Source organism: Streptomyces sp. NPDC046727 (assembly GCF_040645635.1).
GTDB lineage: Bacteria > Actinomycetota > Actinomycetes > Streptomycetales > Streptomycetaceae > Streptomyces.
The window spans coordinates 79489-100850 of record NZ_JBEYYR010000009.1; the positions used below are offsets into that span (position 1 = coordinate 79489).

The 21362-nt window shown below is 71.7% G+C and carries 15 protein-coding genes; 7 read left to right on the forward strand and 8 right to left on the reverse strand.

Translation table 11 applies throughout. The features are described 5' to 3' along the window. Nucleotides 1–54: 54 nt before the first annotated feature. Nucleotides 55–1881 (reverse strand): acyl-CoA dehydrogenase, encoded by a 1827-nt coding sequence (locus ABZ937_RS13655; protein WP_361690422.1) that lies wholly within the window; start codon nucleotides 1879–1881, stop codon nucleotides 55–57. 132 nt (nucleotides 1882–2013) lie between these two features. Continuing rightward, entirely contained in the window at nucleotides 2014–2757 is a 744-nt protein-coding gene (locus tag ABZ937_RS13660; protein WP_361690882.1) for an alpha/beta fold hydrolase, read from the reverse strand. Between the two features lie 258 nt (nucleotides 2758–3015). Between ABZ937_RS13660 and ABZ937_RS13665 the strand changes: the two genes are divergently transcribed. The 4 genes from ABZ937_RS13665 (at nucleotide 3016) to ABZ937_RS13680 (ending at nucleotide 6861) form a co-directional block, all read left to right on the forward strand. Next, nucleotides 3016–3498, forward strand: coding sequence for an SseB family protein (locus ABZ937_RS13665; RefSeq protein ID WP_361690425.1), 483 nt, complete (start codon nucleotides 3016–3018; stop codon nucleotides 3496–3498). A gap of 53 nt (nucleotides 3499–3551) precedes the next feature. Next, entirely contained in the window at nucleotides 3552–4412 is an 861-nt protein-coding gene (locus tag ABZ937_RS13670; protein WP_361690428.1) for a DUF3592 domain-containing protein, read from the forward strand. A gap of 112 nt (nucleotides 4413–4524) precedes the next feature. Beyond that, a complete protein-coding gene (locus ABZ937_RS13675) occupies nucleotides 4525–5496 on the forward strand; it encodes a pirin family protein (protein WP_361690431.1) in 972 nt (323 codons plus the stop codon). Nucleotides 5497–5793: 297 nt separating this feature from the next. Beyond that, complete coding sequence (locus ABZ937_RS13680; RefSeq protein WP_361690435.1) at nucleotides 5794–6861, forward strand: AI-2E family transporter; 1068 nt, start codon at nucleotides 5794–5796, stop codon at nucleotides 6859–6861. A 592-nt stretch (nucleotides 6862–7453) separates the two neighbouring features. On the opposite strand, the gene ABZ937_RS13685 is transcribed toward ABZ937_RS13680, so the two are convergent. After that, nucleotides 7454–9637, reverse strand: coding sequence for a SpoIIE family protein phosphatase (locus ABZ937_RS13685; RefSeq protein WP_361690439.1), 2184 nt, complete (start codon nucleotides 9635–9637; stop codon nucleotides 7454–7456). 270 nt (nucleotides 9638–9907) lie between these two features. Here ABZ937_RS13685 and aspS point away from each other — a divergent pair, with 270 nt between their 5' ends. Then, nucleotides 9908–11671: an aspartate--tRNA ligase gene (gene aspS / locus ABZ937_RS13690; RefSeq protein WP_361690442.1), complete on the forward strand. Its 1764-nt coding sequence runs from the start codon at nucleotides 9908–9910 to the stop codon at nucleotides 11669–11671. Nucleotides 11672–11779: 108 nt separating this feature from the next. Next, the gene (locus ABZ937_RS13695) at nucleotides 11780–12682 is read left to right on the forward strand and encodes an intradiol ring-cleavage dioxygenase (protein WP_361690445.1); all 903 of its coding nucleotides are present in this window, start codon (nucleotides 11780–11782) and stop codon (nucleotides 12680–12682) included. Nucleotides 12683–12686: 4 nt separating this feature from the next. Here the strand turns inward: ABZ937_RS13695 and ABZ937_RS13700 are convergent, their stop codons facing one another. Further along, a complete protein-coding gene (locus tag ABZ937_RS13700; RefSeq protein ID WP_361690885.1) occupies nucleotides 12687–13382 on the reverse strand; it encodes a nucleotidyl transferase AbiEii/AbiGii toxin family protein in 696 nt (231 codons plus the stop codon). Nucleotides 13383–13491: 109 nt separating this feature from the next. On the opposite strand from ABZ937_RS13700, the gene ABZ937_RS13705 reads away from it, so the two are divergent. Continuing rightward, a complete protein-coding gene (locus ABZ937_RS13705; protein WP_361690448.1) occupies nucleotides 13492–14835 on the forward strand; it encodes a polysaccharide lyase family 1 protein in 1344 nt (447 codons plus the stop codon). Nucleotides 14836–14903: 68 nt separating this feature from the next. On the opposite strand, the gene metG is transcribed toward ABZ937_RS13705, so the two are convergent. The 4 genes from metG to ABZ937_RS13725 all read right to left on the reverse strand — a co-directional run bounded on the left by metG (nucleotide 14904) and on the right by ABZ937_RS13725 (nucleotide 21279). Further along, nucleotides 14904–16628 carry a methionine--tRNA ligase gene (gene metG, locus ABZ937_RS13710; protein WP_361690451.1) on the reverse strand — a complete coding sequence of 575 codons (1725 nt, stop codon included), beginning with the start codon at nucleotides 16626–16628 and terminating at the stop codon, nucleotides 14904–14906. Nucleotides 16629–16750: 122 nt separating this feature from the next. Further along, on the reverse strand, nucleotides 16751–18259 hold the full coding sequence (locus ABZ937_RS13715; protein WP_361690454.1) for a VWA domain-containing protein: 1509 nt from the start codon (nucleotides 18257–18259) through the stop codon (nucleotides 16751–16753). 59 nt (nucleotides 18260–18318) lie between these two features. Further along, entirely contained in the window at nucleotides 18319–20265 is a 1947-nt protein-coding gene (locus ABZ937_RS13720; protein ID WP_361690457.1) for an FUSC family protein, read from the reverse strand. A 57-nt stretch (nucleotides 20266–20322) separates the two neighbouring features. Further along, nucleotides 20323–21279 (reverse strand): endonuclease/exonuclease/phosphatase family protein, encoded by a 957-nt coding sequence (locus tag ABZ937_RS13725; protein WP_361690460.1) that lies wholly within the window; start codon nucleotides 21277–21279, stop codon nucleotides 20323–20325. Between the last annotated feature and the right edge of the window lie 83 nt (nucleotides 21280–21362).

Consider the following 21362-nt stretch of genomic DNA (forward strand, 5'->3'; position numbering starts at 1 on the left):
CGGGCCCGTGCTCGGAATCGACGGGGACGTCCGGAACGTCCAGGACGGGGGCGTCTAGAACGCGGCCTCGTCCAGCTCCATCAGGTCCAGCTCGACGTTGCCGGCGACCTTGCGGGCCAGCGTGACGCCGGGCAGGACGTTCGCCGCGAAGAACTTCGCCGCGGCGATCTTGCCGGTGTAGAACGCCTTGTCCTTCGCCGAGGCGGTGGCCAGCTTCTCGGCGGCGATCGCGGCGCCCTTGAGCAGCAGGTAGCCGACGACCACGTCACCGGAGGCCATGAGCAGGCGGGTGGTGTTCAGGCCGACCTTGTAAATGTTCTTGGTGTCCTGCTCGGTGGCGGCGAGGTCGGTCAGCATCAGGCCGACGATCGCCTCCAGCTCCACGGCGGCCTTGGCCAGGTGCTCGCGGGCGCCGGCCAGTTCCTCGCCGCCGGTGCCGAGCGCCAGGAACTTCTTGATGTCCTCGGCGAGGGAGTTCAGCGCGGCGCCCTGGTTGCGGACGATCTTCCGGAAGAAGAAGTCCTGGCCCTGGATCGCCGTGGTGCCCTCGTACAGGGTGTCGATCTTGGAGTCCCGGATGTACTGCTCGATCGGGTACTCCTGCAGGAAGCCGGAGCCGCCGAAGGTCTGCAGCGACTGGGCGAGCTGCTCGTAGCCCTTCTCGGAGCCGTAGCCCTTGACGATCGGGAGCAGCAGGTCGTTCAGCGCGTGGTCGGCGGAGGCGTCCTCGCCGTTCGCCTCCTTGACCTGGATCGCGTCCTGGACCGAGGCCGTGTACAGCACCAGGGCGCGCATGCCCTCCGCGTACGCCTTCTGCGTGATGAGCGAGCGGCGCACGTCGGGGTGGTGCGTGACGGTGACCTTGGGCGCGGTCTTGTCCATGAAGTTCGCCAGGTCCGGACCCTGGACGCGCTCCTTGGCGTACTCCAGCGCGTTCAGGTAGCCGGTGGACAGCGTGGAGATCGCCTTCGTGCCGACCATCATGCGGGCGAACTCGATGATGCGGAACATCTGGCGGATGCCCTCGTGCTTGTCACCGATCAGCCAGCCCTTGGCGGGGTGCTTGTCGCCGAAGGTCATCTCGCACGTGTTGGAGGCCTTCAGGCCCATCTTGTGCTCGACGTTGGTGGCGTAGACGCCGTTGCGCTCGCCCAGCTCGCCGGTCTCGAAGTCGAAGTTGAACTTCGGGACGAGGAAGAGGGACAGGCCCTTGGTGCCGGGGCCGGCGCCCTCGGGACGCGCGAGCACGTAGTGGAGGATGTTCTCCGACATGTCGTGCTCACCCGAGGTGATGAAGCGCTTCACGCCCTCGATGTGCCAGGAGCCGTCCTCCTGCTGGACCGCCTTGGTGCGGCCGGCGCCCACGTCCGAGCCCGCGTCGGGCTCGGTGAGGACCATGGTGGAGCCCCACTGCTTCTCGACGGCGATCTTGGCGATGTGCTTCTGGACCTCGTTGCCCTCCTCGAAGAGGATGCCGGCGAACGCGGGGCCCGAGGAGTACATCCACACGGCCGGGTTGGCGCCCAGGATCAGCTCGGCGTAGGCCCAGATCAGGGAGCGCGGCGAGGTGGTGCCGCCGATCTCCTCGGGCAGGCCGAGCCGCCAGTACTCGGAGTCCATGAAGGCCTGGTAGCTCTTCTTGAAGGACTCGGGGATCGGCGCGGTGTTGGTCTCCGGGTCGAAGACCGGCGGGTTGCGGTCGGCGTCGGCGAAGGACTCGGCCAGCTCGTTCTCGGAGAGGCGGGTCAGCTCCTCCAGGACGCTCTTGGCGGTCTCGACGTCCATCTCCTCGAACGGGCCGGTGCCGTACACCTTGTCGCGCCCCAGTACTTCGAAGAGGTTGAACTCGATGTCGCGGAGATTCGACTTGTAGTGCCCCATGGCGACGGCTCCGTAGAGAGATCGGCGAGGCACTGACTCCTCGCACCTAGTTCACGTACCAACAAGTAGCTAGGATGATGCTACCCGTCGGTAATAAGAAGCAACCCCTTTCGGGCCAAGTGTGAGAAGGGTCTACTCCTCCGCGCCCGTGACGCCGCACGTGACGCCGTCCGTGAGCAGGTTCGCCCACCGGTCGGGCTGTTCGGCAAAGGGAAGGTGACTGCCCGGTATCTCCACCAGCCGGGCGCCCCGGATCCCCGCCGCCACCGCCCGGTGCAGCCGGGGCGGGACCAGCGCGTCGTCGGCCGGTGAGACGACCAGGGTGGGCGCGCCGATCCGGGCCAGGTCGGCGGTCACGTCCAGCCGCGCCACCAGCTCCACCTGCTCCGGAGTCCCCTCCGGGACGGTCGCCCCGGTCTCCTTCACGGCCGCCGCCAGCTCCCCGGGCGCCATCGCCTCCAGCGCGGCCGGACTCAGACCGCGCGCGAGCAGGAACCGCCCGAGCGTGTCCGGGTCCCCCGCCTCGCACAGCGCCTGCCACACCTGCGCGTTGAGCCGCGTCTCGGCGTCGGCGCGGGCGAAGGGCGCGGTCAGGACCAGCGCCGACACCCGCTCCGGATGCCGCGCGGCCAGCCGGATCGCCACGGCCCCGCCCAGTGAGTACCCCGACACCGCGAACCGCCGGGCCCCCGCCGCGTCGGCGACGGCGAGCAGCAGGTCGGCCAGCTCGTCCAGCTCCAGCGGGTGCGTGGCGCGCGGGGTGCCGCCCGCGCCCGGGTAGTCGGCGCCCAGCACGGTGTACCGCTCCGTCAGACGGGCCATCACCGGCCCGTAGTTGGCCGCGATCGAGCCGCCGGCGCCGTGCGCGAGAAGCAGGGCGGGGCGGGAGCCGGGAGGTGGGCCGGGGCGGGATTCAGGGCCCGAATCAGGACATGCACCGGGACGCGCATCGGGGTGCACGCCAGGACGGGCATCGGGACCGGCGGCGGAGACAGGCATGGAGAACCCCCTGGTGCGAGCGGCGACCGCAATGTGTAGCGGCCGATACAAAAACAGTAGCCCATTTCTCTATCGACCGCTACATAAATTTCCCCGGCGCTCATGAAGGCGCCCTCGCTCGGTACGCTTGCGCGCATGTACGGATACGGCCAGCCCATGGACGGGAGTGCTGCTCAGCAGCAGTACGCCTCGCCGCAGCAGCAGATGCCGGGCGGTGTCGGCGGATACGGCCAGCAGCCGCCGCTCTACCCGGAGCCGTCCCCGCCCTCGCTCGCCGACGCGGTGCGCGCGTTCACCACCGGCCAGATGTCCGCCGAGGACTTCCAGCAGATCTTCGCCACCTCGAAGGTGTACTGCCCGCGCGGCGACACCCCGGGCTTCCTCGCCCTGCACAACACCCAGCAGCCGGTGATCCCGATGTTCACCTCGCTGAAGGAGCTGCGCCGGTACGCGGGCAAGGAGTCCAAGTACTTCGTCATCACCGGCGCCGAGGTGATCGACCTGCTGCCGACCGGCTACGGCTTCGTCCTGGACATGGAGGGCGAGCACCGCATGGTGTTCGACGCGAAGGCGGTCGAGCAGATGGTCGAGTTCGCGATGCGCCGCATGTACGGCTAGCCCGGCCGGCGGAACGGCCTCTTCCGTCAGTGGAGTCGGCCTACCGTACCCGCGTGACTCCGACAGGCACCTCGCCGCTGGTCCTGCACGGCCGCCGGCGCCGTGCGGCCCGGCTGCGCTCCGGTGAACTGCTGTGGGACGCGGCGGGAGTGCGCCATCGGATACCGGTCGCCGCGATCGCCCGCGTCGACGTGTCCGGCCCCCGCGGAAACCGGCTGACCGTGGCCCTCTTCCCGCCCGCCACCGCGCACCCTCCCGCGGGCTTCCCGCCCTCCACCTACACCCTCACCTCCCGCAGCGCCCCGGCCGTACGGGAGTTCGCCGCCGCCGTGCGCCGCGCGCTGCCCGCCCGGGGCGACGCCGGTGAACCGCTTCCCGGTCCCTCCGGGCGGATCCGGGTGGAGCCGCTGGAGCGGCCGGGGCTGGAGCCGCGGCGGGTGCGGTGGTGGGCGCTGGGCGGCGTGTACGTACTGGTGGCGGCGTTGCTGGCGGCGAGGCGGTCGGGCTCGGGGTTCCTGCCCTGGCTGTGCTCCCCGGTCCTCGTCGCGGGGCTGGTGGGGGTGCGCAACGGGACCGCGGCGATCCGGGATGCCTGGGTGCTGCGTACGCGCGGGATCACGGTGGAGGGACGGCTGGAGCGCACCTGGACGTACCACCACGACGACGGGTCGGAGGAGCAGTACGTCTACGCGTACGACGACACGCGCGGGGTGACCCGTACCCGTACGGGCCCCGAGGGTGGCCGTGAGCGGGTCGAGATCGTGTACGACCCCGAGGATCCGGCGCTGACCAAGGTCGGGCGCGGCCCGGGTGACCTGGTGCTGGCCGTGGCCCTCCAGCTGGTGTTCGGTCTGCCGCTGCTCGGATTCGGCCTGGCCTGCGCCGGGCTGGGGCTGCTGGGGGTGATCCGGTAGGCGGGCGCGAGAGTCGACGGCCCGGAGGGGAATGCCCTCCGGGCCTTTGCTGTTCAAGGTGGCAGAAAGTTCAACACTCAACTAAAGTGGGCGTACCAAGGAGGTACCCACCATGCCTGCAGTGACCGTCGAGAACCCGCTGACGCTGCCCCGTGTGACCGCTCCCGCCGACGCCGTGGCACGTCCCGTGCTCGCCGTCACGACCGCTCCGAGCGGTTTCGAGGGTGAGGGCTTCCCGGTGCGCCGGGCGTTCGCCGGGATCAACTACCGCCATCTCGACCCGTTCATCATGATGGACCAGATGGGCGAGGTGGAGTACGCGCCGGGAGAGCCCAAGGGCACGCCCTGGCACCCGCACCGCGGCTTCGAGACCGTCACCTACATCATCGACGGGGTCTTCGACCACCAGGACTCCAACGGTGGCGGCGGCACCATCACCAACGGCGACACCCAGTGGATGACGGCGGGCTCGGGTCTCCTCCACATCGAGGCCCCGCCGGAGTCGCTGGTGATGTCCGGCGGGCTCTTCCACGGCCTGCAGCTGTGGGTGAACCTCCCGGCCAAGGACAAGATGATGGCCCCGCGCTACCAGGACATCCGCGGCGGCAACGTCCAGCTGCTCACCACCCCCGACGGCGGCGCGCTGCTGCGCGTCATCGCCGGTGAGCTCGACGGCCACCAGGGCCCCGGCATCACGCACACGCCGATCACGATGATCCACGCGACGCTGGCCCCGGGCGCGGAGATCACCCTGCCCTGGCGGGAGGACTTCAACGGCCTCGCGTACGTCCTCGCGGGCCGTGGCGCGGTGGGCACCGAGCGGCGGCCGATCCACCTCGGCCAGACCGCCGTCTTCGGCGCCGGCGGCTCGCTGACCGTCCGCGCGGACGAGAAGCAGGACGCGCACACCCCGGACCTGGAGGTCGTCCTCCTCGGCGGGCAGCCCATCCGCGAGCCGATGGCCCACTACGGCCCGTTCGTCATGAACACCCGCGATGAGCTCCAGCAGGCGTTCGAGGACTTCCAGAAGGGCCGGCTGGGCACGATCCCGGCCGTGCACGGGATGTCTGAGGGCGGACTGTAGGGCTCGCCGGGCCACACACGGACCGGGTCGGGACGGTGACCTGCGGCGATGGGTGCCGCAGGTCGCTGACCCGGCCTTTGGTCTTGAGCGGGTGACCTCCTCCGGCACGTCCGCGAAGTGCGCGGCGGCCAGAACCTTGCGCGCGAACTGCGTGAGCCGCTGGGGCGGCGCACTGCGCTGCCCGGACTCGCCACGGCTACGGCAGCCTGCGTGCGGTGACTTGATCGTCGCGGCCGGGGCTCACCCGCCCGGACCCGTGCACAGGACAGCCGGCGGTGTTCATGATCCGCTGGGCTCGTGCGTCTGTTGCCCGAGTCCGTTCGCCGGCTCGCCGCCTGGTGTGTCGTGCTGCTGCTCGTCGCCGGGGTGGGCTGGGTCGGGGTGCGGCTGTGCGCGGAGCTGCGGACGGCCGTCACGCCGGTGCTGCTCGCCCTGCTCGGCACCGCGCTGCTCGGGCCGCTGTACCGGCAGCTGGTGCGGGCGGGCGTGCAGCGGTCGGTGGCGGCCGGGCTCACCTGTGTCGCCGTCGTGGCCGTCGTCGGCGGTGCCGTGTACATCGTCGTCGCCGCGCTCATCGACACCGGCGGGCAGATCGTCGCCTCGCTGCGGCAGGCCGCCAAGGGTCTCGCGCAGCACTTCGGGGCCGCCGGGACCGGCCTGGACGACCTGGCCAGGAACTCGCGCGAGCTGCTGGGCAAGTTCGGCCAGACGGCCGCGTCCAACGTCATCAGCGGGGTCAGTGTCGTCGGCGAGAGCATCGCCATCGCCGTGCTCGCGCTGCTGCTCGTCTTCTTCTTCCTGCGTGACTCCCACCGGGCCATGGCCGCCCTGCGATCGGCCGCGCCCGGGGACAGCGCCGACGCCCTGGAGGCCATCGCCCGGCGCGCCTTCGCCGCGATGGAGGGGTTCATGCGCGGTACGACCCTCATCGCGCTCATCGACGCGCTGTGCATCACCGTCGGCCTGCTGGTCCTCAGGGTGCCCGGCGCGGTCGGGCTGGGCGCGCTCGTCTTCGTCGGCGCCTACATCCCCTACCTCGGCGCCTTCATCTCCGGAGCGGTGGCCGTGCTGGTCGCCCTCGCCGACCGGGGTTTCGTGATCGCGCTGTGGGCGCTCGGGGTGGTGCTCGCGGTGCAGGTGCTGGAGGGGCATGTGCTGCAGCCGGTGATCCAGAGCCGGACGGTGCAGATGCACCCGGCCGTGGTGATGCTGGCGATCACCGCGGGCGCCTCCGTGGCGGGCATCCTCGGCATGCTCTTCGCGGTCCCACTGACCGCGGCGTCGTTCGCCGTCGCACAGGAACTGAGGGAGCGCTGCACCGGCACCGGCACCTCCGACATCCCGACCCCCGAGCCCCCCGGCTAGCGCGTTCCCTGGGCCTTCCGGCTGGTGTGCGTTCCCGATCCTCCGGGCTGACGCGTTCTCTGGGCCTCGGGCTGGTGCGGTCCAGAGCCTGCCGACTGGTGTGCTCCCCATGCCTCCCGGCTGGCGCGCCCCACGAGCCCCCCCGCGTCGGCGCTCCACCGCGCCTCCGGGTTGGTGCGCTGCCTGGGCGTCCGGGCTGGCGCGCCCCGCGACGGTGCTTCCCCGAGTCTCCGGGTTGGTGCGTTGCCTGGCCTCCGGGCTGGCGTGCTCCCCGGGCCTCCGGGCTGGCGCGTCCCGCGAGCCCCCGTCGGCGTGCTCTCCGAGCCTCCCTGCTGGTGCGTTCTCTGGGCCTTCGGGTTGGCGCGCCCCGCAAGCCCTCCGCGTCGGTGCTTCCCCGAGTCTCCGGGTTGGTGCGTTGCCTGGGCGTCCCGGCTGGCGCGCCCCGCGAGCCCCCGTCGGCGCGCTCTCGGGCCTCCGGGCTGGCGTGCTCCCCGGGCCTCCCGGCTGGCGCGCCCCGCGAGTCTCCCGCCCGTGCGCCCCCGGGCTGGCGCGCTCCCTGAGCCCCCGGCTAACGCGCCCCCGAGTCCTCCGGTCAGCAGGGCCCGGAGTCCTCCGGTCGGCAAGGTCCGGAGTCGTCCGGTCGGCAGGGTGCGGAGCCGTTCGGCTCGTGGAGTTCGAACCAGATGCTCTTGCCCTCGCCCCGCGGGTCCACCCCCCACGCGTCCGCGAGGAGTTCGATCAGCATCACGCCGCGGCCGGAGGAGGCCAGTTCGCCGGGGCGGCGCTTGTGCGGCAGGTCGTCGCCGGTGTCGAAGACCTCCACCCGCAGCCGCCGCCCGGCTCCCGCGCCGGTGACCTCGGCGAGCAGCAGCGCGTCGGTGTCGGTGTGCACCAGCACGTTGGTGACCATCTCGGAGACCAGCAGCACCGCCGAGTCCACCTGGTCGTCGGACACCCAGTCGTGCAGCAGCTCGCGCAGGTGCCGGCGGGCCTCGGCGATCCGGTCCGGCTCGTCCTGCGCCACCGACAGCAGCGTGCGCCGCACCGGGGGCCGTACCGTGACGGCGGTGTCGCCGCAGCCGCAGCCCTCCCCCGGCCGGCACAGCAACAGCAGCGCGATGTCGTCCTCGCGGCGATCGGCCAGCGGGCCGGTGGTGTGGTGCGAGGACGGCCCGTGCACGGCCTGCACCAGGGTGTCCGCCAGCGACTCCAGGTCGCCCTGGTGGTCCTCCAGGATCGCGCGCAGCCTGCGCCAGCCGCTCTCCAGGTCGTGCCCGCCGGTCTCGATCAGACCGTCGGTGCACAGCATCAGCGTCTCGCCGGCTTCGAGGGTGAACCGGGTCGTCGGGTAGTCGGCGTCCGGATCGATGCCCAGCGGCAGCCCGCCCGCCGTCGGCCGCATCATCACCGTGCCGTCCGCCATCCGGATCACCGGGTCCGGGTGCCCGGCGCGGGCGATCTCCAGCCGGCCGCTCGGCGGGTCGGCCTCCACGTACAGGCAGGTCGCGAAGCGCGGGTCGGCCGACGGGCCGTCGCCGGAGGCGTGCGTGACGCCGTGCAGGAAGCGGGAGGCGCGGGTCAGGACGGCGTCCGGGCGGTGCCCCTCGGCGGCGTAGGCGCGCAGCGCGATCCGCAGCTGGCCCATGAGCCCGGCCGCGCGGACGTCGTGGCCCTGGACGTCCCCGATGGCCAGCGCGAAACGGCCGGACGGCAGCGGGATCATGTCGTACCAGTCCCCGCCGACCTGGAGTCCGCCGCCGGTCGGGATGTACCGGGCGGCCAGCCGCATCCCCGGGATCTCGGGGCCCAGCGACGGCAGCATGGAGCGCTGCAGGCCCTCCGTCAGCTCCCGCTCCGACTCGGCGGCGCCGGCCCGGGACAGCGCCTGGGCGAGCATCCGGGCGACCGTCGTCAGGACCGCGCGCTCGTCCGGGGTGAACGCGACCGGATAGGCGAAGGCCGCCAGCCAGGTGCCCATCGTGCGCCCGGCCACGGTCAGCGGCAGGAACGCCCACGAGCGGCGCCCGAAGTGCCGGGCGAGCGGCCAGGTCGCCGGGTAGCGCTCCTTGTACTCCTCGGGGGAGGACAGGTACACCGCGCGGCCCGTGCGGACGACCTCCGCCGCCGGATAGTCGGTGCTCAGCGGCATGTGGGAGAAGGGGTTCATGTCGCCGGGCTGGTGCCCGTGCTCACCGATGATCGTCAGCCGGTCGCCCTCGACCCCGAACACCACGAGCCCGTCCGGGGAGAAGCCCGGCATCGACAGGCCGCCGGTCACCCGCAGGACCTCGGCCGTGGACCGCGCCTCCGCCAGCGCCCGGCCCGCGTCCAGCAGGAACGCCTCCCGGGAGCGCCGCCAGTCCCCGGTGACCGCGCTGCGGGCGGCCGGTGTGCCCGGGGCCGGCTCGGTGACCTCCTGGAGGGTGCCGATCAGCTCGTACGCCTGCCGCTCGGGGTCGAAGGCCGGCTTCGACCGGCTGCGGACGACCCGCAGGATGCTGCCGTCCCCGTCCATGATCCGGACGCGGACCTCGGCGAGGGTGCCCTCGGCGGCCGCCAGCCGCACCACACCGGTGATCTCGTTCCAGTCGACCGGGTGCAGCCGGGCCCGGGTCTGGACCTCGGTCAGGGTGGCCGGCTCCGCGGGCAGTCCGAGCAGCCGCGCCGCCTCCGCGTCCACGGTGACCAGCCCGGCGGCCGTGTCCCAGTGCCACAGCCCGGTCGCGAGAGAGGTCAGGACCTCACTCACGGGCGGCAGGGACTCGCCTGTGCGCATTGCCCCACTTTAGGAAGATCTTTGCGATAGGTGCCACTGTAGGAAGAGCTGATGGGTGAGCATCGCTTTTGGAGGTCTCGCCGAGGGGTCACCGAGGGGCCGGAGCAGGTGGGGGGCCGGTGCGGGGCCGGTGCGTGGCGGCCGGGCGGAAATGGTGGGGAGCCGATCTTGGCGTGCCCGGTACCCTTGATGGGTCCGGGCCCCGTGCCCGTTCCCGCCGGTCCGCAGAGCCGGCAGGAGAAACCCCACCACGAAGGACGATGAACGACGATGCATCGGTACAGGTCCCACACCTGCGGCCAGCTCCGCGCCTCTGACGTCGGCACCGACGTCCGGCTGAGTGGCTGGCTGCACAATCGGCGCGACCTGGGCGGCATCCTCTTCATCGATCTGCGCGACCACTACGGCATCACGCAGCTGGTCGCCCGCCCCGGCACCGCCGCGTACGAGGCTCTGGACAAGATCTCCAAGGAGTCCACGGTCCGCGTCGACGGCCGCGTCGTTTCACGTGGAACCGAGAACGTGAACCCGGAGCTGCCCACCGGCGAGATCGAGGTCGAGGTCGCCGAGGTCGAGCTGCTCGGTGCGGCTGCCCCGCTGCCCTTCACGATCAACGCCGAGGACGGGGTCAACGAGGAGCGGCGCCTGGAGTACCGCTTCCTGGACCTGCGCCGCGAGCGCATGCACCGCAACATCATGCTGCGCACGGCGGTCATCTCGGCGATCCGCCACAAGATGACGGCGCTGGGCTTCAACGAGATGGCGACGCCGATCCTGTCCGCCACCTCCCCCGAGGGCGCCCGCGACTTCGTGGTCCCCTCCCGCCTGAACCCGGGCAAGTTCTACGCCCTTCCGCAGGCCCCGCAGCAGTTCAAGCAGCTGCTGATGATCTCCGGCTTCGACCGCTACTTCCAGATCGCGCCCTGCTTCCGCGACGAGGACGCCCGCGCCGACCGCTCGCCGGGCGAGTTCTACCAGCTCGACGTCGAGATGAGCTTCGTCGAGCAGGAGGACGTCTTCCAGCCGATCGAGCAGCTGATGACCGAGCTGTTCGAGGAGTTCGGCAACGGCCGGCACGTCACCTCCCCGTTCCCGCGGATCCCGTTCCGCGAGGCGATGCTCAAGTACGGCTCCGACAAGCCGGACCTGCGCGCCAAGCTGGAGCTGGTGGACATCACCGATGTCTTCGAGGGCTCGGAGTTCAAGGCGTTCGCCGGCAAGCACGTGCGCGCCCTCGCCGTCCCGGCCGTCCAGGACCAGCCGCGCAAGTTCTTCGACCAGCTCGGCGACTTCGCCGTCTCGCTGGGCGCCAAGGGCCTGGCCTGGGTCCGCGTCGGCGAGGACGGCGCGCTGTCCGGCCCGATCGCGAAGTTCCTCACCGAGGAGAACGTCGCCGAGCTGACCAAGCGGCTCTCGCTGGCCGCCGGCCACGCCGTGTTCTTCGGCGCGGGCGAGTTCGACGAGGTCTCGAAGATCATGGGCGCCGTCCGCGTCGAGGCCGCCAAGCGGGCCGGCCAGTTCGAGGAGAACGTCTTCCGCTTCTGCTGGATCGTCGACTTCCCGATGTACGAGAAGGACGAGGAGACCGGCGCGATCGACTTCTCGCACAACCCCTTCTCCATGCCGCAGGGCGGCCTGGAGGCCCTTGAGACCCAGGACCCGCTGGACATCCTGGGCTGGCAGTACGACATCGTCTGCAACGGCGTCGAGCTGTCCTCCGGCGCGATCCGGAACCACGAGCCGGAGATCATGCTCAAGGCGTTCGAGATCGCGGGCTACGACCGCGAGACCGTCGAGGAGAAGTTCGCGGGCATGCTGCGCGCGTTCCGCTTCGGCGCCCCGCCGCACGGCGGCATCGCGCCGGGTGTGGACCGTATCGTCATGCTCCTCGCGGACGAGCCCAACATCCGCGAGACGATCTCCTTCCCGCTCAACGGCAACGCCCAGGACCTGATGATGGGCGCGCCGACGGAGCTGGAGGAGGCCCGGCTGCGCGAGCTGCACCTGAGCATCAGGAAGCCCCAGCCGAAGTAGTCACCACCCGCCTGTGCGCGCCGATCGTGTCCTGACTCGCTCTTGACGATCGGCGCGCACAGCCGTCTCCGGGCTCGGTGACAGCTTGCGTCCCTACCGTCCCGGCTCATGACTGAAACCCCTGAACGCGGCGGCAGCGACCGCGAGCTGACCCGTCGTGCCGTGATCGTGGCGGGCGGTGCCACCGCCGTGGCCGTGGGCCTGGGCGGCGCCCTGGCCGTCGAGGCGTCCGCGGACGACGACACCACCACCGCGGACACCTGCTACACGCTGACCTCCGAGACCGTCGAGGGCCCCTACTACATCGACGCCGACAAGCTCCGGCAGGACGTCACCGAGGACCAGGACGGCATCCCGCTGACGCTCACCCTCAAGGTGATCGACGCCGAGACCTGCGAGCCGCTGAAGAACGCGGCGGTCGACATCTGGCACTGCAACGCGGTGGGCGTCTACTCCGGGTACGAGTCGTCGGGCAGCGGCGGAGGCGGCGGCCCGGCCCCGACCGGCACCCCCACGGACACCCCGACCGGCACCCCGACCGGCATCCCCACGGGCACACCCCCCACCGGCGGGCCCGGTGGCGGGGGCGGCGGCCACCAGGAGCCCACCGACGACAGCCGCTACCTGCGCGGCACCTGGCGCACCGACAAACGCGGGTACGTCACCTTCCGCACGGTCTTCCCCGGCTGGTACCAGGGCCGCTGCGTGCACATCCACGTCAAGGTGCACGTCGACGGCACCTGGACCGACGCCGGGTACGAGGGCGGCCGCACCTGCCACACCGGGCAGCTGTTCTTCGACGAGAAGTCGGTGCTGCTGACGGAGGACGTCGAGCCGTACTCCACCAACACCGCGACCCGCACCACGCTCGACGAGGACACCATCTACCCGGGCAACGGGCACACGGGCGGCCTGCTGTACCTGAAGTACGACAGGAAGCGCATCGCGCGCGGTGTCCGGGGCCGTCTCACCCTGGGCGTGGCCCCGGACGAGACGCACGACGGCAGCTGACCCGTCAGTCGCCCTGCTCGTCGGTCTCGGTGTCCGGGGACGCGCCGTCCTCCAGCAGGCGCTCGGCGATGTCGTCGGACCAGCGCTGGGCCCAGGCGCGCAGGGCGACGACCTCGGCCTCGTCCAGGCCGTACCGGAAGAAGTCCACGTCGGAGTAGTAGTCCGTGCCCGTCAGACGGGACTGGAGGGTGGGCAGGTCGAACGGGTCGTGGGCGTGTCTGCGGCCCAGCTCCTCCAGGCCGGGCAGCGAGAACCGGGCCGCGGCGGCCCGCGCGTCGATCAGATCGACGGCCGCGCCCCGGTCGTACAGCGCGCGGATCTTCGTACCGACGGCGTCCTCCAGACAGAGCGCCGGGCCGTACCCGGTGAGTTCCGGCGGCTGCCAGAAGGTCTCCTTGTGCAGTGCGAGCACGCACGGCTCGCCGGTCGGCGGGTCCGTGACCGTCAGCTGTGCGGTGAGCGCGGTGACCGCGTCGGTCCGCACCCGCCGCCCCCGCGCCTCCAGGGCCGCGCCGACGGCACCGGCGAGGTGCTCCATGGCCTCGGCGCTCTCGGTGGCGAGGTCGATGTCGGCGTGCGGGCGGCGGAGCAGGCCGTGCGCCTGGAGGGCGTAGCCGCCGGCCAGCACCAGACCGTACGGGCTGCCCGCCGGCACGGCGTCCCTGAGGAGCCGGCCATGGGCTTCGGGGATGTCAGGGATGTCCACGGGAAGATTTTTCCGGCTTTCCCCGCCGAGCGGCAACTTCCCCGTGCGCGGCGGCCACTGAGGGCCCGTAAGGCATGTTCGACAGACCCCTAAGGACTCCTCCGTGGCAGCTCCCTCCCACCGCCGGTCCCTCCGCAAGCGGCGCACCCTCGCCGCCTCCGCCGCCGTCGTGGCCGCGGGTGTCGGCGCCGGGGTGTTCGTGATGAGCGCGAACGCCGACGCCGTCGACCTGTACCACCAGACCCTCGCCGCCAAGGACGGCTGGGCCGCCTCCGGCACGGGGACCACCGGCGGCGCGAAGGCCGACTCCGCGCACACCTTCACCGTCTCCACCCGGGCCCAGCTCGTGAAGGCGCTGGGCCCGGCCTCCGACACCACGCCCCGCATCGTCAGGATCAAGGGCACCGTCGACGCCAACACGGACGACAGCGGCAGGAAGCTGGCCTGCGCCGACTACGCCTCCGGCACCGGCTACTCGCTCCCGGCGTACCTGAAGGCCTACGACCCGGCCACCTACGGCCGCTCCAAGCTGCCCTCCGGCACCCAGGAGAAGGCCCGCGCCGCCGCCCAGGACAGGCAGGCGAAGAACATCGTCTTCAAGGTGCCGGCCAACACCACGATCGTGGGTGTGCCCGGCACGGGCGCGGGGATCACCGGCGGCATGCTCCAGATCCAGAACGTGGACAACGTCATCGTCCGCAACCTGGCCTTCTCCGCCACTGAGGACTGCTTCCCGCAGTGGGACCCGACGGACGGCGACGACGGCAACTGGAACTCGAACTACGACTCGGTCACCCTGCGCGGCGCGACGCACGTCTGGGCGGACCACAACACGTTCACCGACGCGCCGCACCTCGACAGGGCCAACCCGAAGTACTACGGCCGCGAGTACCAGATCCACGACGGCGCCCTGGACATCACAAAGGGCTCCGACCTGGTGACCGTCGAGCGCAACCGGTTCACCGACCACGACAAGACGATGCTGATCGGCAGCAGCGACAAGGACAGCACCGGCAAGCTGCGCGTCTCGATCCACCACAACGTGTGGAAGGGCATCGTCCAGCGGGCCCCGCTGGCCCGCCTCGGCCAGGTCCACCTCTACAACAACGTGTACGACACGACGACCGTCGACGGCTACGCGCCCCTGTACAGCATCAACTCCCGCGCCAAGGCCCAGGTCGTCGCGCAGGCCAACTACTGGACCGTGCCGTCGGGCGGCAAGGTCGCCAAGCTGCTCAGCGGCGACGGCACCAGCTCGGTCGCGGGCAGCGGCAACCTCGTCAACGGCACGGCCACCGACCTGGTCGCCGCGTACAACGCCGCGTCGTCGAAGAAGATCAGGACGACGGTGAACTGGACCCCGTCCCTCACCGCGGGCCTTCAGACCTCGGCGAAGAACCTGCCGACGGAGCTGGCGGGCACGACCGGCGCCGGCGTCCTGAAGTAGACCGGACCGCATGCGAGAGGGCGCCGAGCCCATCCGGCTCGGCGCCCTCTCGCGTGATCGGACCTCGGTCAGCCTTCCTCGCCGCCGAAGCGCTCCTTGTACGTCTCCAGGTCCTCGTCCGTCAGCTTGGCGAACAGGACCGGCGGGACCGTGAACGGGGTGCCGGCCGGGACGAAGGCCAGGGCCCTGGCCTCCTCGGCGGTGACCCAGGCGGCGGTGTCGTCCGCCAGGGAGAACGCCGTCCGCATGGTCTTCGCCGTCGCCGGGATGAGCGGCTCGGACACCACCGCGTACAGGTGGATCAGGTTCATCGCCGTACGCAGGGTGAGGGCCGCGCCCTCCTTGTCGGTCTTGATCTCCAGCCAGGGGGCCTTCTCCTCCAGGTAGGAGTTGCCGGCCGACCACAGGGCGCGCAGCGCGGCGGCGGCCTTGCGGAACTGGAGGGCCTCCATCTGCGACTCGTACTCCGCGAGGAGCGTCGCGATCTCCTCGCCGAGCCGGGCCTCCGCCTCACCGGGCGCGCTGCCCGCCGGGACCTCCTCGCCGAAGCGCTTCTTGCTGAAGGACAGCACGCGGTTGACGAAGTTGCCGAGGGTGTCGGCGAGGTCCTTGTTCACCGTGGCGGTGAAGTGCTCCCAGGTGAACGACGAGTCGTCCGACTCCGGGGCGTTGGCGATCAGGAAGTACCGCCAGTAGTCGGCGGGCAGGATGTCCAGGGCCTGGTCGGTGAAGACGCCCCGCTTCTGCGAGGTGGAGAACTTGCCGCCGTAGTACGTCAGCCAGTTGAACGCCTTGACGTAGTCGACCTTCTTCCACGGCTCGCGCACGCCCAGCTCGGTGGCCGGGAACATCACGGTGTGAAAGGGGACGTTGTCCTTGGCCATGAACTCGGTGTACCGGACGGGGTTCTCGCCGGAGTCGGCGTCGTACCACCAGCCCTTCCAGTCCCGGTTCTCCGGGTCCTGGTCGGCCCACTCCTTCGTCGCGCCGATGTACTCGATCGGGGCGTCGAACCAGACGTAGAAGACCTTGCCCTCGGCCGCCAGCTCCGGCCAGGTGTCCGCCGGGACCGGGACGCCCCAGTCCAGGTCACGGGTGATCGCGCGGTCGTGCAGGCCCTCGGTCAGCCACTTGTGGGCGATGGAGGAGGCCAGCTGCGGCCAGTCCTTGTCGTGCTTGGCGACCCACTCGCGGACCTCGTTCTCCAGCTTGGACTGGAGGAGGAAGAGGTGCTTGGTCTCGCGGACCTCCAGGTCGGTGGAGCCGGAGATCGCCGAGCGCGGGTTGATCAGGTCGGTCGGGTCCAGGACGCGGGTGCAGTTCTCGCACTGGTCGCCGCGGGCCTTGTCGTAGCCGCAGTGGGGGCAGGTGCCCTCGACGTAGCGGTCCGGGAGGAAGCGGCCGTCGGCGGGCGAGTAGACCTGGCGGATCGCCCGCTCCTCGATGAAGCCGTTCTCGTTCAGCCGGCGGGCGAAGTGCTGGGTGATCTCGCGGTTCTCGGGCGAGGAGCTGCGGCCGAAGTAGTCGAACGCGAGTGCGAAGCCGTCGTAGACCGCCTTCTGCGCGTCGTGCGCCTGGGCGCAGAAGTCGGCGACCGACAGGCCGGCCTCCTTCGCGGCCAGCTCGGCGGGGGTGCCGTGCTCGTCCGTCGCGCAGATGTAGAGGACGTCGTGGCCGCGCTGGCGGAGGTACCGGGAGTACACGTCCGCCGGGAGCATGGACCCCACCATGTTGCCCAGGTGCTTGATCCCGTTGATGTACGGAAGGGCGCTGGTGATGAGGTGTCGAGCCATCGGGGGCTGCTCCCAGGTCGGTTCTGCTGATGGTTTTGCGAACCTTGAAATCGTAGCCGACATGTGTATGCCGCCCGCTTCCCGTTTTACGGGGTGAGAAGCGGGCGGCATACGGGGGAGTTCTACGGGCGCCAGTTCGCCAGCACGCCGTTGTACAGCTCCGTGTCCGTCAGCTCACGGGGGGTGGGGCCCGCGTGGAAGAAGGACGCGTTGTCGGTCTTCAGTTTGCGGAGGTAGTCGAAGGCCTTGTTGTCGTGCTCGCCGAAGGCGACGAAGGAGAAGAAGAGGGTGGGGTGCGACTCCGCCGCGGCGGTGAGGGCCTGGGTGGCGGGGGTCTTGGCGTCCGGGGCGCCGTCGGTCTGGAAGACGACGAGGGCGGGGGCGGCGGGGGTCGCGTTCTTCTCGTGGTGGGCGTCGTAGTGGGCGAGTACGGCTTCTACGGCGGCGTGGTAGCTGGTACGGCCCATGCGGCCGAGGCCGGCGTGCACGTCGTCGATCTTGGTCTCGTGGTCGGGGGTGAGGGTGAGGTCGGTGGTGCCGTCGACCTCCGTGGAGAAGAAGACGACGTGGACCGTGGCCTCGGGGTCGAGGTGGGCGGCGAGGGCGAGGGTCTGGTCGGCGAGGGCCTGGGCGGAGCCGTCCTTGTAGTACGGGCGCATGCTCGCGGAGCGGTCCAGGACGAGGTAGAGCTTCGCTCGGGTGCCGGTGAGGTCGGTCTTCCTGAGGGCGGTCGTGGCGGCCTTGTAGGCGGTGGCGAGGGTCGGGGCGCTGGCCTTGACCTTGGTGAGGGGGGTGGCGGGCTTGGGCTTCCCGACCGCCTCGGCTTCGCCTTCGGCGTCCGTGTTCCCACCCGCACCACCCGTGCGGCTTTCGTCGTCGGCCGCGGGTGGCCCCAGTGGGGCGTCCTCACCGTCGGCGGCGGGTTCGGTCTGCGGGGCCGCCTCGGCTTCGCCTTCGGCGTCCGTGTCCCCACCCGCACCACCCGTGCGGCTTTCGTCGTCGGCTGCGGGTGGCCCCAGTGGGGCGTCCTCACCGTCGGCGGCTTCCGGGGCGGCCTCGGCGGCGGGCTCGTTGCCTTCCGCCTCCGGCTCAAGCTCGGTCGCCGCCTCCGCCGTCACCGTCTCGGCCGGCTCCTCCGCCGGCGCGCTCTGGTCGGCCTCCGGCTCGGGCTCGCTCTCGGGCTGCTCGTCGACCTCGGCCTCGGCCTGGGCCGGAACCGTCTCCTCTGCCGTCGGCTCAACCGCAGCCGGGGCTGTCGCCTCGGGCGTCTCCTCAGCGGCCGTGTCCTCGGCCTGGGCCGGAGTCGTTGCCTCGGCCGTCTCCTCGGCCTTGGCCGGAACCGTCTCCTCGGGCGTCTCCTCAGCCGCCGTGTCCTCGGCCTGGGCCGGAGTCGTTGCCTCGGGGGTCGCCTCAGCCTCGGACTGGGGTGGAGTCGGTTCCTCGGGGGTCGCCTGGTGGGGGACCGTGACGTTGTCGAAGGCCGCTGATACCAGTTCGTGTTCCTCGGAAGAGGACTCGCGGGGGTCGGGGACCGTCGGCTGCGTGGGGGTCCGGTCCGCACCCTCCGACTCGGTGGCTCGTGTTTTGCGTGAGCGGCCGAATGCGTTCCTCAGGAGAGTGAGAATGCCCATGTGCGCAACCCTTCGTGAGTTGTAGCCCGTCAATCCCTGGCCAGGACGGACACGTAAGGTTAGCGACCCGGCGATGTGATGGCCCGGGCCGCCGCCACCTCCTGGCGGAGGGGTTCGAGGACGCTGCCCGAGGGGCCGGTGAGGTCCGTGCGGACCGCTGTCAGGGTTTCGGCGTTTCTCACGCCCTCCGACAGTTCCCTCAGCTGCAGCGTCACCTGGGCGATCTCGGCGGTGGACGGGGGCGGAGCCCCGTGGCGGACGCGGACGCGGGCCGCCGTCGTGGCGTCCACGATGCGTTCCACGGCGACCACCAGCGGCCACCACGCGGCGGCCCGCCGCCCCGTCGGCGGTGGTTCGGTCAGCGCCCGCTGGAATTCCGTGCGGATGACCGAGAGGTCGCGGTAGAGGCGGCGGCGCATGCGGGCCCGGGCGGAGGGGTCCGTGGCGGGGCCGAAGGCCGCTTCGACGTAGGTCGCCGTGTCGGCCACCGCGTCGGCCAGGCGGTCGCCCACGCGCGTGTGCCAGCTCTCGGGCCACAGGAGGTAGCCGGCCGTCAGGGCGATCGCGCAGCCCAGGAGGGAGTCGGCCAGCCGGGGGAGCAGCAGTGCCGTGCCCTGGCCGTTGAGGACGTCGGAGAGGAGAAGGATCACCGGGGTGATCGCCATCGTCTGGTGGCCGTAGCCCCGGGGGGTCAGGGCCGGGATCAGGGGGGCCAGCAGGAAGAGGGCGAGGACGTTCCACCAGCCGGGCGGGACCTCGGCCAGGACGACCGCCGCTATCACCAGGCCGGCCACCGTGCCGAGCGCGCGCAGCAGGGCGCGGGAGAAGACGGAGCCGAAGTCCGGCTTGAGGACGAAGGTGATGGTCAGGGCGACCCAGTAGGAGCGGGGGACGGGGACGAGGGAGACCAGGGCCTGGGCGATGCCGATGCAGAGGGCCAGGCGTACGCCGTAGCGCCACGAGTTGGCGGAGAGGACGACGTTCCGGGCCGCGCGGGCCGTGCGGATGCCGAGCGCGGCCGGGCGGCCCAGGCGGTCGTCGATGCCCCGGGGGTCCACGTCGGGCGAGGTGACGACCTCGGCGGTGTGGCGCAGGGCGTGGTCCACCGCCCTGGCCGTCTCCGTGGTGGGGAGGGGGAGGGACAGGGCTGGGAGGGGAGTGTCCTCCGATTCGACCGACCTCGCCAGGTGGCGGAGGGACTCCGGGATCTCCGGGGGGAGCGGGCGGGACGCCAGGTGGGCCGCGGGGGCCGCCTCGATCACCGGGGTGATCGCGTTCAACCGGGCCAGCATCCGGGTGAGTTCGGGGCTGCGGCCGTGGTGGCGGGCGCGCCGGGCCAGGATCAGGTCGTACGACTGGTTCAGGGACTGGGTGACGGTGCGGCGGGCCTCCTCGTACTCCTCGGTGCGGTCCGTGCCGGCGACGGCGAGGAGGTCGGCGACGGTGCGGTAGGTGGCGGCGACGGCCGCGCGCTCGGGGACGCCGGCGCGCAGCGGCCAGGCCAGCAGGGCCAGGAGGAGGACCAGGAGGCCGCCGCCGGTCATCAGGGCGGGAGCCAGCCACCAGGGGGAGGGGAGGGGGAGGCCCGCGCCCACCACGCAGTTCAGCAGGAGCAGCAGGCCGGAGACCGAGGCCACCGCGCCGATCGTCGAGATCATGCCGGACAGCAGCGCGATGCCGGTGACGGCCGCGACCGCGTACCAGCCGTGGCCGTACGCCAGCGTGCCCAGGGTCACGCCGACCGCGCCGAAGAGCTGCGGGACGGCGATGTTGAGGATGCGCATGCGGTAGGCGTCGGCGGTGTCGCCGATGACGCCGGACAGGGCGCCCATGGAGGCGAGGGCGCCGTAGGCCGGGCGGCCGGCGGCCAGGCCGATCGCCAGGGGGAGGGCCATGGCGAGGGCGGCGCGGGCCGCGGCGGGCCAGTTGACGGGTGCCTGCTGGGGTTTGAGGTTCCGGACCAGCCAGTCGGGAGGGGTGAGGCCGATGGGGAACTCGCGGGGCATGCGCCCATTATGGCCGGATTGCGCGGCTCGGCCGTGGGCCGGGGCCCCTGCCCGCCGTCATGTCCGCCGGTGCAGTGTCAGGTCGGCCACCAGCGCGCGGTGGTCGGTGCCGGACACCCGCAGGAAGCGGGCGCGGGTCGCGGCGAAGTCGCGGGTGACCAGGACGTGGTCGATCTGGGCGCCGATGACGGAGGCGGTGCGGGACGGCCAGCTCGGGGCGCGGTCGTGGCCGGTGAGACGGGCCGCGTCGGTCAGGCCGGTGTCGAGGATGTGCCGGAAGGCCGCGTGGTCCTGGGAGGCGTTGAAGTCGCCGGCGAGGATGGTCGGGGTGTCGCCCCCGGTGGCGGCGAAGGCGCGGAGCCGGCCGAGTTCGCCGCGCCACAGGCCGAGCTGCTCCGGCAGCGGGGGCATGGGGTGGGCGAGCTGGAGGCGTACGGCGTGGCCGCGCACGTCGGCCACGGCGCCGGGCATTCCCATGGTGCCGCGGACGCCCGCGGTGGGCCGGAGCGGGAAGCGGCTGAGGATGAGGGAGCCCCGGGAGCCGTCGGCCTCGACCGCCCGGCGGTGCGGGTAGACGGTCGCGAAGTCGTGGTCCAGGGTGGCCCGGCAGCCGGACTCGCATTCCTGCACGAAGACCACGTCCGGCTGCTCGGCGCGCAGGATCCGGGCCAGGGCCGGGGTGCCGCGGCCGAACTCCACGTTCGAGGTGAGCACGCGGAACGTGGCGACGGGCGGGCCGTCGGGTTCGCCGGTCTTTCCGTACGGCTCCAGGTACCAGGCGAGCAGTCCGAGGACCGCGACTCCCCACACCAGCCCCACCCACCAGCGGGCGAGCAGCGCGCACAGCAGGGCGAGGCCGGCCGGCGCGAGCAGCCAGGGCAGGAAGGCGAGGAGTTGGGGTACGGGGGTGATGCCGTCGGTGTCGGCGGCCCGGCAGCCCATGACCACGCTCACCGTGGCGAGCAGCAGCCCGGCACACCAGGCGCCGAGCCTGCGTCCGGGGCGCTGGGTCACGGAAGGGAGCCTACGGTCACCCGTCCGGCCGCGCCAGGACATCACTCGGAGCAATAGGATCCTCACTTTTGGTGCACTTCAAC

Excerpts from the sequence above, each read along its gene's own strand:
- ABZ937_RS13655 (WP_361690422.1), bottom strand. The coding sequence starts at position 1,881 with ATGGGGCACTACAAGTCGAATCTCCGCGACATCGAGTTCAACCTCTTC.
- ABZ937_RS13665 (WP_361690425.1), top strand. The coding sequence starts at position 3,016 with ATGTACGGATACGGCCAGCCCATGGACGGGAGTGCTGCTCAGCAGCAG.
- ABZ937_RS13675 (WP_361690431.1), top strand. The coding sequence starts at position 4,525 with ATGCCTGCAGTGACCGTCGAGAACCCGCTGACGCTGCCCCGTGTGACC.
- ABZ937_RS13685 (WP_361690439.1), bottom strand. The coding sequence starts at position 9,637 with ATGCGCACAGGCGAGTCCCTGCCGCCCGTGAGTGAGGTCCTGACCTCT.
- aspS (WP_361690442.1), top strand. The coding sequence starts at position 9,908 with ATGCATCGGTACAGGTCCCACACCTGCGGCCAGCTCCGCGCCTCTGAC.
- ABZ937_RS13695 (WP_361690445.1), top strand. The coding sequence starts at position 11,780 with ATGACTGAAACCCCTGAACGCGGCGGCAGCGACCGCGAGCTGACCCGT.
- metG (WP_361690451.1), bottom strand. The coding sequence starts at position 16,628 with ATGGCTCGACACCTCATCACCAGCGCCCTTCCGTACATCAACGGGATC.
- ABZ937_RS13715 (WP_361690454.1), bottom strand. The coding sequence starts at position 18,259 with ATGGGCATTCTCACTCTCCTGAGGAACGCATTCGGCCGCTCACGCAAA.
- ABZ937_RS13720 (WP_361690457.1), bottom strand. The coding sequence starts at position 20,265 with ATGCCCCGCGAGTTCCCCATCGGCCTCACCCCTCCCGACTGGCTGGTC.